Source organism: Enterococcus sp. AZ194 (assembly GCF_051713825.1).
Lineage (GTDB): Bacteria > Bacillota > Bacilli > Lactobacillales > Enterococcaceae > Enterococcus_K.
Window position 1 is genome coordinate 2,160,001 of sequence record NZ_JBIOQR010000001.1, and the last position, 11,559, is coordinate 2,171,559.

General features: G+C 40.9%; 7 protein-coding genes, 1 tRNA gene and 2 rRNA genes (1 of these 10 only partly in view). All 10 read right to left on the reverse strand.

Going from position 1 to position 11,559, the window contains the following annotated elements; genetic code table 11:
* A 23S ribosomal RNA gene (locus IGI37_RS10055) occupies nucleotides 1–1,014 on the reverse strand (it extends 1,900 nt beyond the left edge of the window).
* Nucleotides 1,015–1,209: 195 nt separating this feature from the next.
* Nucleotides 1,210–1,282 (reverse strand) — tRNA-Ala (locus IGI37_RS10060).
* A 79-nt stretch (nucleotides 1,283–1,361) separates the two neighbouring features.
* Nucleotides 1,362–2,921 (reverse strand): 16S ribosomal RNA (locus IGI37_RS10065).
* Together the 16S and 23S rRNA genes with 1 tRNA gene alongside form the textbook arrangement of a ribosomal RNA operon.
* A 663-nt stretch (nucleotides 2,922–3,584) precedes the next feature.
* Nucleotides 3,585–5,090, reverse strand: coding sequence for a HAMP domain-containing sensor histidine kinase (locus IGI37_RS10070; protein ID WP_438761610.1), 1,506 nt, complete (start codon nucleotides 5,088–5,090; stop codon nucleotides 3,585–3,587).
* Nucleotides 5,087–5,773 carry a response regulator transcription factor gene (locus IGI37_RS10075; protein WP_438761612.1) on the reverse strand — a complete coding sequence of 229 codons (687 nt, stop codon included), beginning with the start codon at nucleotides 5,771–5,773 and terminating at the stop codon, nucleotides 5,087–5,089. The genes IGI37_RS10070 and IGI37_RS10075 overlap by 4 nt, the downstream gene beginning before the upstream one ends.
* Before the next feature lie 174 nt (nucleotides 5,774–5,947).
* Entirely contained in the window at nucleotides 5,948–7,366 is a 1,419-nt protein-coding gene (gene gndA, locus IGI37_RS10080) for an NADP-dependent phosphogluconate dehydrogenase (RefSeq protein ID WP_438761614.1), read from the reverse strand.
* A gap of 179 nt (nucleotides 7,367–7,545) precedes the next feature.
* Nucleotides 7,546–7,725, reverse strand: a complete 180-nt coding sequence (rpmF, locus tag IGI37_RS10085; protein WP_438761616.1) for a 50S ribosomal protein L32 — start codon at nucleotides 7,723–7,725, stop codon at nucleotides 7,546–7,548.
* A 60-nt stretch (nucleotides 7,726–7,785) separates the two neighbouring features.
* Nucleotides 7,786–8,340, reverse strand: coding sequence for a YceD family protein (locus IGI37_RS10090; RefSeq protein WP_438761618.1), 555 nt, complete (start codon nucleotides 8,338–8,340; stop codon nucleotides 7,786–7,788).
* 299 nt (nucleotides 8,341–8,639) lie between these two features.
* On the reverse strand, nucleotides 8,640–10,406 hold the full coding sequence (gene pyk / locus IGI37_RS10095; protein ID WP_438761619.1) for a pyruvate kinase: 1,767 nt from the start codon (nucleotides 10,404–10,406) through the stop codon (nucleotides 8,640–8,642).
* Nucleotides 10,407–10,515: 109 nt separating this feature from the next.
* On the reverse strand, nucleotides 10,516–11,478 hold the full coding sequence (gene pfkA, locus IGI37_RS10100) for a 6-phosphofructokinase (protein ID WP_438761621.1): 963 nt from the start codon (nucleotides 11,476–11,478) through the stop codon (nucleotides 10,516–10,518).
* Nucleotides 11,479–11,559 lie beyond the last annotated feature (81 nt).

Below are 11,559 nucleotides of genomic sequence, written 5' to 3' on the forward strand. Positions count from 1 at the left end.
TTTCGACTACGGATCTTATCACTCGCAGTCTGACTCCCGGATATGAATGTATGGCATTCGGAGTTTATCTGAATTCGGTAACCCGAGATGGGCCCCTAGTCCAAACAGTGCTCTACCTCCATCATTCTCAATTCCGAGGCTAGCCCTAAAGCTATTTCGGAGAGAACCAGCTATCTCCAAGTTCGATTGGAATTTCTCCGCTACCCACACCTCATCCCCGCACTTTTCAACGTACGTGGGTTCGGTCCTCCAGTGCGTTTTACCGCACCTTCAACCTGGACATGGGTAGATCACATGGTTTCGGGTCTACGACCACATACTTATTCGCCCTATTCAGACTCGCTTTCGCTACGGCTCCGTCTCTTCAACTTAACCTCGCATGTAATCGTAACTCGCCGGTTCATTCTACAAAAGGCACGCCATCACCCATTAACGGGCTTTGACTTGTTGTAGGCACACGGTTTCAGGATCTATTTCACTCCCCTTCCGGGGTGCTTTTCACCTTTCCCTCACGGTACTGGTTCACTATCGGTCACTAGGGAGTATTTAGCCTTGGGAGATGGTCCTCCCGGATTCCGACGGAATTCCTCGTGTTCCGCCGTACTCAGGATCCTCCTAGGTGCCTTCCAAATTTCGTCTACGGGGTTTTTACCCTCTTTGACTGACTTTTCCAAGTCATTCGACTATCTGAAAGAACTACCATATCGGAGTCCTACAACCCCAACAAGCAAGCTTGTTGGTTTGGGCTTTTCCCGTTTCGCTCGCCGCTACTCAGGGAATCGAATTTTCTTTCTCTTCCTGCAGGTACTTAGATGTTTCAGTTCTCTGCGTCTACCTCTAACCAGCTATGTATTCACTGGAAAGTAACATTCTATGAAAAATGCTGGGTTTCCCCATTCGGAAATCTCTGGATCATCGCTTACTTACAGCTCCCCAAAGCATATCGGAGTTAGTCCCGTCCTTCATCGGCTCCTAGTGCCAAGGCATCCACCGTGCGCCCTTATTCACTTAACCTTATCAACCTTACGGTTGGGTTTTGACTCGTTTTCCTAGCGATAGGAACGTAGTCAAGAAAATAAGCAATTGAACTTCTTAAAAAACTCATTCAACGCGGTGTTCTCGGTTTGTTTCAATTAATTTTTACTTCAATATCCAGTTTTCAATGAACAAAATAAAATTTAGTTAAACAATCAACGAATTGATTGTTTATGGAGCCTAGCGGGATCGAACCGCTGACCTCCTGCGTGCAAAGCAGGCGCTCTCCCAGCTGAGCTAAGGCCCCATTATAACGATTTGAGAGTAAACCTCTCAAAACTGAACAAAGTGTTGATAAACCGTGTAGTTTCCGTAATATTCCTTAGAAAGGAGGTGATCCAGCCACACCTTCCGATACGGCTACCTTGTTACGACTTCACCCCAATCATCTATCCCACCTTAGGCGGCTGGCTCCAAAAGGTTACCTCACCGACTTCGGGTGTTACAAACTTTCGTGGTGTGACGGGCGGTGTGTACAAGGCCCGGGAACGTATTCACCGCGGCGTGCTGATCCGCGATTACTAGCGATTCCGGCTTCATGTAGGCGAGTTGCAGCCTACAATCCGAACTGAGAGAAGCTTTAAGAGATTAGCTTAGCCTTGCGACTTCGCGACTCGTTGTACTTCCCATTGTAGCACGTGTGTAGCCCAGGTCATAAGGGGCATGATGATTTGACGTCATCCCCACCTTCCTCCGGTTTGTCACCGGCAGTCTCGCTAGAGTGCCCAACTAAATGATGGCAACTAACAATAAGGGTTGCGCTCGTTGCGGGACTTAACCCAACATCTCACGACACGAGCTGACGACAACCATGCACCACCTGTCACTTTGTCCCCGAAGGGAAAGTTCTGTCTCCAGAATGGTCAAAGGATGTCAAGACCTGGTAAGGTTCTTCGCGTTGCTTCGAATTAAACCACATGCTCCACCGCTTGTGCGGGCCCCCGTCAATTCCTTTGAGTTTCAACCTTGCGGTCGTACTCCCCAGGCGGAGTGCTTAATGCGTTAGCTGCAGCACTGAAGGGCGGAAACCCTCCAACACTTAGCACTCATCGTTTACGGCGTGGACTACCAGGGTATCTAATCCTGTTTGCTCCCCACGCTTTCGAGCCTCAGCGTCAGTTACAGACCAGAGAGTCGCCTTCGCCACTGGTGTTCCTCCATATATCTACGCATTTCACCGCTACACATGGAATTCCACTCTCCTCTTCTGCACTCAAGTCTCCCAGTTTCCAATGACCCTCCCCGGTTGAGCCGGGGGCTTTCACATCAGACTTAAGAAACCGCCTGCGCTCGCTTTACGCCCAATAAATCCGGACAACGCTTGCCACCTACGTATTACCGCGGCTGCTGGCACGTAGTTAGCCGTGGCTTTCTGGTTAGATACCGTCAAGGGATGAACAGTTACTCTCATCCTTGTTCTTCTCTAACAACAGAGTTTTACGATCCGAAAACCTTCTTCACTCACGCGGCGTTGCTCGGTCAGACTTTCGTCCATTGCCGAAGATTCCCTACTGCTGCCTCCCGTAGGAGTCTGGGCCGTGTCTCAGTCCCAGTGTGGCCGATCACCCTCTCAGGTCGGCTATGCATCGTGGCCTTGGTGAGCCGTTACCTCACCAACTAGCTAATGCACCGCGGGTCCATCCATCAGTGACACCCGAAAGCGTCTTTCAAATTAGAACCATGCGGTTCCAATTATTATACGGTATTAGCACCTGTTTCCAAGTGTTATCCCCTTCTGATGGGCAGGTTACCCACGTGTTACTCACCCGTCCGCCACTCTTTTTCTTTCGGTGGAGCAAGCTCCGGTGAAAGAAAAAGCGTTCGACTTGCATGTATTAGGCACGCCGCCAGCGTTCGTCCTGAGCCAGGATCAAACTCTCATAATAAAAGTTAGAACAATCATAAGATTGTTAAGCTCAATTTGTTTGCTAGCATATTGCTTGCTTGTTAAATGTTTGTGACTTGACTAATCAAGTACACACTACACATTTGGTTTGTCTTACTTTGTTCAGTTTTCAAAGGTCTACAATTGCTGTTTCAGCAACTTTTATATCATATCAGTTGAGTAGTCAAATGTCAACCTCTTTTTTATAAAAGTTTTTAACTTCTTTTTTTCAAATCAGTTAATCGCTTGTTTCAGCAACTTAATTAGAATATCAGCTCGGCTGTTATTTGTCAACAACTTTTTAAACAATTTCCATTGATTTATCAACTGTTATTCTGCCGTCTCTCTCGAGCGACTTTGTTATTCTATCATTATATTTTATAAGAGTCAACAAAAAATCTAAAACTTTTTTTCAACAAACATAAAAGGAAATAACGACTCGAACAAATACTAATATAGCAATACCTACAGAAAAAATCAACTATAAATAGCAAGTTTTCCAAACTTTTCTTAAACACGAATTTTATCCGAAAAAACAGTGGCATCTCTCGTTTTTTAAGCATTTTCTCCTATCATTTCATTCCTTTATGCGCCCAACGTTCGCTGCCTAAAAAAAAAAGACTCTCTAAACATAGTTTAGGAGTCCTTTTCTACAAATAAAAATTTATTTTTCTTTCACAATCGGGATGAAAATACGGAAAATCGTTCCTCGATTCAAGGCACTTTCAGCAACGACTCTTCCTTTATAACTTTCAACCAATTGTTTCGCGATTGATAAACCTAGCCCGTTTCCACCTTTATTTCTAGCTCTTGCCTTATCAACACGATAAAACCGATTAAAGATCTTCTTCAAATCTGTCTCAGAAATCCCTTCACCAAAATCCTGAATCGCAATTTCAAACTCATTGCGCGAAGCAGAAATTGAAATATGAACTTCTTGTCTCTTCGTTGAGTACTTAACCGCGTTGTCTAATATGATAATGATAATCTGTTCAAAATGGTTTCTAAAAATTCCCACCTTGATTTCTTTTGAAAGATCATCATCTAAAGTAAACACAAAGTCAGGATATAAAATCTTAAAATTGTTATAGACTTGATAGACGACTTCCTTTGCATTCGTGACCTCATTAGCATAATGTACATCAACCTGATCTGCCCTCGACAAATCAAGCATTTCTTGAACCAAACTTTTCATTCGACTAATCTCTTGCATACTTGCATTTAATGACTCATCTAAGACTTCAGGATCATCTTTCCCCCAACGATTTAGCAAACTCAAATGCCCTTCAATAATAGCGACAGGTGTTCTAAGCTCATGGGAGACATCTTCAACAAATTGTTCTTGCTGCTCAATGTAGAATCTCATACGATCAAGCATTTCATTGAAGATTTCTGATAAGTCAGCTAGCTCATCATTGGTTTTTATCTCTTTCATGTGTATATCAGATTGCGGATCTTTTCTGATTGTATCCATGGTATCTCTCAATTCTTTTAGCGGTTTTAAAAAATAAGACGATAGGAAAAACCCTAATACGCTACTTAAAATTAAGGAAACAATCTCTAGAACAATCAAGGTTAATAGAAGTTTATTTTTAATCTCATAAAATGAGGTCAACTCATAAAACGTCTGGGCATAACCAATTTTCTCTCTTGTGCCTTTTGAATAAATCACTTCAATCGATAAAAACCCGACTTTACCATCCAAGGTAATAATCGTTGGCGACTTCCTTGTCTCTTGAAACAGCTTCTGCTTTCGGTTTTGCGTTTCAAAAATAAGTTCTTCGTCAAGATTGTAGACATACAAGTTTAACCCTTCTTGACCTAATTCTGAGATAAACGGATCAATTTGCATGAGAACGCCTTCGATGCTTGTGGTTTTTTCGTACTGCTGACCATCTGAAAAAGAAGCATTTGATAAATTCTTATAGGCATCTGTAATGGTTAACTCTTTGTCAGAATTCGCTAACCGAGAGACTACCTCTGCTGTTGTTTTCTCAAGGTTCCCTCGTTCTTTTGCAACAATCAAATTGACCGATGATTTATAGGTGATGACGGCAAAAATAGTGAATACTACGAATATAAAGAAAGAACTAGCCAAGGCCCACTTGATAGTCAAAGAAGGCCCCTTTAGTTCTCTTTTTTCCGCGCTTTTCAATTTTTGGGTTTTCACGAGCGCATCACATAACCTGTTCCACGGACGGTTTGAATATAACTTTCCTCTCCTGAAACATCGATTTTATTACGTAGATAACGAATATAAACATCTACTACGTTTGTTTCAACTTCTGTTTCATAACCCCAGACTTTATTCAGTAAAACGTCGCGGGCTAAGACCACATTTACGTTTTCCATCAACGTTAGTAACAGTTCGTACTCGCGCTTCGTTAATTCGATTACTTCACTATCTCTTCTTACGACACGATTTTCTTTTTCAATCGTTAAATCGCGATAAGTGATAGTTGTTTGTTTGGCAACATTTTTGTCACCTTCAATATCAATTCGACGTAATAATGCACGCAAACGAGCAAGTAGTTCTTCAATCGCAAAAGGTTTTACGATATAGTCATCGGCGCCATGGTCCAAACCAGATACCCGGTCAATCACAGAATCTCTAGCCGTCATCATTATAATTGGCGTATTCTTCACCTGACGTATACGACGGCATACTTCTAAGCCGTTTAACTCTGGTAACATCAAGTCTAAAAGAATGGCATCCCACTCACTATTAAGCGCAGCTTCAAGCCCCGTGCGTCCATTATAATGAACTTCTGTATTGTAACCTTCATGCTTCAACTCTAATTCAACAAAACGGGCTAAGTTCTTTTCATCCTCAATGATTAGAATATTACTCATTTATGCTTTATCCTTTCTCTTCTCAAGCTTTTTCGAAACCACATCATTATAACGGTTATTCCACAAAAAATCTATAGTGTTTTTATAACCTTGCAAAATAAAGACTGAGACCCAACTGAAAGAGTTGAGCCTCAGTCTTTCAATCCGAAAAAATCGACGGTTCTTATTTACTTATTATTCCTCATGGTACCAAGAGTAATGGAAGATTCCTTCTTTATCTACGCGTTCATACGTATGCGCTCCGAAGTAATCTCGTTGCGCCTGGATTAAGTTAGCTGGTAATCTTTCTGAACGATAAGAATCAAAGTAAGCAATTGCTGATGAGAAGGTTGGCACTGGCACACCTGCTTGAACAGCTAAAGCAACTACTTCACGTACTGCTTGTTGGTATTTTCTAGTAATTTCCATAAAGTAATCATCAAGTAATAGATTTTCAATATCAGGTTCTTTATCATATGCATCCGTAATCTTTTGTAAGAAGCCGGCGCGGATGATACAACCTGCACGCCAAATTTTCGCAATTTCCCCAAATGGTAAATCCCAGTCATATTCTTTTGAAGCAACACGTAATTGAGCAAACCCTTGCGCGTAACTCATAATTTTGCTGAAGTATAACGCTTCACGGATTTTTTCGATAAACTCTTTTTTATCTCCTGTAAAAGTAAAAGTTGGTTTTGGCAAGACTTTACTTGCTGCCACACGTTCTTCTTTGTACGCTGAAATATAACGAGCAAAGACAGACTCCGTAATCAACGGCAATGGTACACCTAAGTCAAGTGCACTTTGGCTTGTCCATTTCCCTGTTCCTTTGTTACCTGCTGCATCTAGGATCACGTCGACAATTGGTTTCCCTGTTCCTTCATCGTCTTTACGTGTAAGAATGTCTGCGGTAATTTCAATTAGGTAACTATCTAATTCGCCTTCATTCCATTCTTTGAAGATATCTGCCATTTCATCCACTGAAACGCCTAAAATGTTTTGCATTAAATCATAAGATTCAGCAATTAACTGCATGTCGCCATATTCAATTCCATTATGAACCATTTTTACATAGTGACCTGCCCCATTAGGACCAATGTATGTAACACATGGCGTGCCGTCTTCAGCTTTAGCAGAGATTTGTTCTAAAATAGGTGCCACAAGCTCATACGCTTCTTTTTGGCCACCAGGCATGATTGAAGGGCCTTTTAACGCGCCCTCTTCTCCACCAGAAACACCTGTTCCGATAAAGTTAATTCCAGAGTCAGCTAACATCTCGTTTCTGCGAATCGTATCTTGGAAGAAGGTATTCCCACCATCAATCAAAATATCTCCCTTATCTAAATGAGGAAGTAAATCTTGAATGGTTGCATCTGTCGCGGCTCCCGCTTTAACCATTAATAAAATACGACGTGGTTTTTCAATAGAGGCAACAAATTCTTCCACCGTAAAAGTTGCCTTAAAATTTTTGTCTGGATGCTCATTCACCACTTCTTCTGTTTTTGATCCTGTACGGTTAAACAAGGCTACTGAGTATCCACGGCTTTCAATATTTAGTGCTAGGTTTTTCCCCATTACGGCCATACCGACAACACCGATTTGTTGTTTTGTCATTTGACTTCCTCCTACATCTTTGAGTTTCCTCTATAATCTCTCTCATTATATCCTAATAGAAGGCGATTGAAAACAAAAGAGTCCATATTTAAGCGCTTCATTACTAATTTTTTACAAAATAAACCCCAAGGCTCCATGGTTAGCCTTGGGGTTTTACATTTTTTCTATATAAAAATGTATTATGCTTCTTTAGTTGCAACGTCCTTACCATCATAGTAACCGCAGCTTGCGCATACGTGATGGCTTTTTTTCATTTCACCACAGTTTGGACATTCGTTCAAACCATTAATTGTTAATTTGTAGTGTGTACGACGTTTTGCTTTTTTTGCTTTTGATGTTTTTCTAGCTGGTACTGCCATATCCTTGTTACACCTCCTTGTAAAAAGACTTGTATCACGAGGATACAATATATTCCAATCTTACTCGTTATCCTCTGCTTTAAAAAGCTCAGATAGTTTTGCAAGACGAGGATCAATTTCATTGCTGACCGCTTCTTTTCTTTGCGCATACTCTTCTTCAGAAATAACTTCCCAACTCTCACCCTTAGGTAATTCGTCAGACTGCATCTCCTCATCCGTTAGCACTCGCATTGGAATTGTAAGCAACAGATTGTCTTCGATGGATTGCTGAAGATCTAGCTGTGCTGTCTCCAACAAAAGAATTTCTTCTTCTGGAATCAACTCATCGCGACTTTGATACTGTTCTTCTGTCATGAACACTTCATCCACTTCAAAATTCATTGGAAGCGCAACTGGCTCTAATGAGCGTGTCGAAGGAACAGTAATTGTTGTTTGGATATTGTAATGAACAAGATAGTCTCTTTTTGTGACCGTCACAAGACCCTCTACCTGAACCGGAGCAACATCCATTATTAAATTGTCTCTCTTCATTAGCTCACTTTTTAAGTCAAGCGTCTCACTAAAATTCAGGGGTGTCTCTTGGTATTTTCTTAATTCCAATAAAGACCATTTCATTTTTTCATCACCTCTAAGCAACAAAAGCTATTATACAGGGCTAAGAAAGCTTTGTCAATGAAATTTTCTTGACACCTTTTCATAGCATCCATTAGCTTTAGGCATTTTTTTATTTGATTAAAATGAATAAACAATACTGCTTGGACCAACGAACCATTCTATCGAAGTTTCCTGATCTTTATGACTATTCCTATCAGAAAAAAACAAAGCCTGCGACATTAGTCATTTGACTGCTGTCACAGGCTCTAAATTGAGTCATGAAATAAAAGTTCTCTATTTCACACAAATTTATTTATGGCTTAAATAGCTGTTGTTTGGCCACGGTAGACAATCCCACGACGAGGATCTACAGTGATTAATTCACCATCAGCGATGACAGTTGTTGCTTCAGATGCACCAACGATTACTGGAATATCTTTGGCAATTCCGACAACCGCTGCGTGAGAAGTTAATCCACCATCTTCAACGATGATTGCTGAAGCTTTTTCGATTGCTGGCATATATTCTTTATCTGTTGTTGGAACAACTAAAATCATACCGTCTTTTGCATTTTTCACTGCTTCTTCAGCTGATTTAGCAACCACTGCGTTAGCCACGACTGTTTCAGAACCCACACCTTGTGCCTCTAAAAGTTTTGACCCAATCATTTGAATTTTCATTACGTTTGTTGTTCCGCGTTCACCAACTGGAACACCGGCAGTGATGATGATTAAGTCTCCTTCAGAAGCAAAACCTAATTCAACTGCTTTGTTTGCAGCTAATTCGAACATTTCATCTGTTGTTTGTGGTTTTTCAGTAACTGTTGGATAAACACCCCAGTTTAACATTAAACCACGACGAGTACGTTCGTCAAAAGTCACAGCCAAGATATCAGCTTCTGGACGGTATTTAGAAATCATTTTAGCCGTATAACCAGATTCTGTTGCTGCAACAATTGTTTTAACGCCTAGGTTTTTTGCAGCGCGAGCTACTGACAAACCGATTGTTTCTGTTACGTCTGTTTTATCAAATTGGTTCACTTGGAAAGTGCCTAATTCTGATAAAGCTTGTTCTGATTCTTCGTCAATACGAGCCATAGTTGCTACAGCTTGTACTGGGTAAGCACCATTTGCAGACTCACCTGAAAGCATTGTCGCGTCTGTTCCATCAAACACGGCATTGGCAACGTCAGAAGCTTCCGCACGAGTTGGACGTGGGTTTTGTTGCATTGTTTCTAACATTTGAGTCGCAGTAATAACTGATTTACCTGCTAAGTTACATTTTTTGATAATACGTTTTTGTGCTAATGGTACTAGTTCAGCAGCAATTTCCACACCCATGTCTCCACGAGCAACCATGATACCATCAGATACTTTGATGATTTCATCGATGTTGTCAATTCCTTCTTGAGATTCAATTTTAGAAATAATTTGAACATGGTTCATATCTTTTTCTTCTAAAATTTCACGAATATCTAACACATCTTGTGCTTTACGAACAAAACTTGCAGCGATAAAGTCGATATCATTATCTAAACCAAAACGGATATCGTCTGCATCTTTTGCTGTAATTCCTGGCAAGCTGATTGAAACGCCTGGTGCATTAACCCCTTTACGAGAGCCTAAAAGACCAGCATTTTGAACTTCAGTAACCAATTCTTTTGTCGCTTCGTCTTTTTCGATAATTTTCATATCGATTAAGCCGTCATCAAACAGTACGTGTCCACCTACATGAACATCGTTGAATAAACCTGGATAAGTTACAGCAATTTTTTCTTTAGAACCTTCTAAAGTGTCGTCCATAGAAATGCGAACTACATCGCCAATTGAGAATTCAATTTTGCCATTTTCAGTCCCTTGAACGGTCGTGCGGATTTCTGCTCCTTTTGTATCTAACAAAATAGCGACACCTTGGCCTACTTGTTTTTCAGCTTCACGAACCATAGTCATACGTGATAATTGTTCTTCATGATCACCATGCGAGAAGTTAAAACGGAAAACATTCGCCCCAGCTTTAATTAATTCTGCAATAAGTTCGACACTGTTACTGGCTGGTCCTAATGTACTTACGATCTTGGTTTTTTTCATTACTAAACGCTCCTACTGTTTTATTTGTTTATTAATAGCCGTTAAGCTTAATAATCCATGCGAACAAATGGCAAGCTTTGACTTACCACCTTTTTGATAGTTTTGCCTTTTAAAATGAAAGATGTTGATTTAATTCGTGTAAAGATAAATCCGGTTTGTGACGATTGTTTTCTAATGTATCAATGATGTCTGCTGCAACGACCTTGTTGTCTTCCATCCCAATACATAATCCGCCTTTACCTTGCATTAATAAATCGACAGCATATGATCCAAACTTACTTGCTAAAACACGGTCGCGTGCGCTTGGTGAACCACCACGAACAACGTGACCTAAAATAGACACACGTGTATGGAAATCGCCATATTCAGACAATTGATCTGCAAATTCGTTTCCGCCCATCACGCCTTCAGCTAAAATGATTAGGCAATGTTTTTTCCCACGGTCACGTCCGTCTTGAATCCGTTTGGCAACAACGGCCATATCAAAGTCGTGTTCAGGGATGATAATCTCATCTGCTCCCCCGGCAACACCTGACCATAAAGCGATATCGCCAGCATTACGTCCCATTACTTCAATAACGAAAGTTCTCACATGAGAAGTTGCTGTGTCACGAATTCGGTCAATTGATTCTAAAACTGTATTAATTGCTGTATCAAAACCGATTGTAAAATCAGTTCCTGGAATATCATTATCAATCGTTCCTGGAACGCCGACAGCTGGAAATCCACGTTTGGTTAGTGCCATAGCGCCATGGTAAGAACCATCTCCACCAATGACTACTAAACCTTCAATACCAAATTTTTTCAACTGTTCAATTCCTTTAAGTTGTCCTTCTTCTGTCGCAAATTCTGGGTAGCGGGCAGAGTATAAGAATGTTCCCCCACGTTGAATCTTGTCACCCACATCTGCTACATCAAGACGACGAATATCTCCGGCAACCAACCCAGCATACCCGTAATTGATTCCGTAAACCTCTAAACCTTCATAAATTCCTTTGCGAACCACTGCACGAATGGCTGCATTCATACCAGGAGCGTCACCGCCACTAGTTAAAATACCGATGCGTTTCATCTCAATCATTCACCTCATTAATATACTTTTTTTCTAAGCAAAATACTTAGATAAAACCTTATTTTAACACTAACCACGACA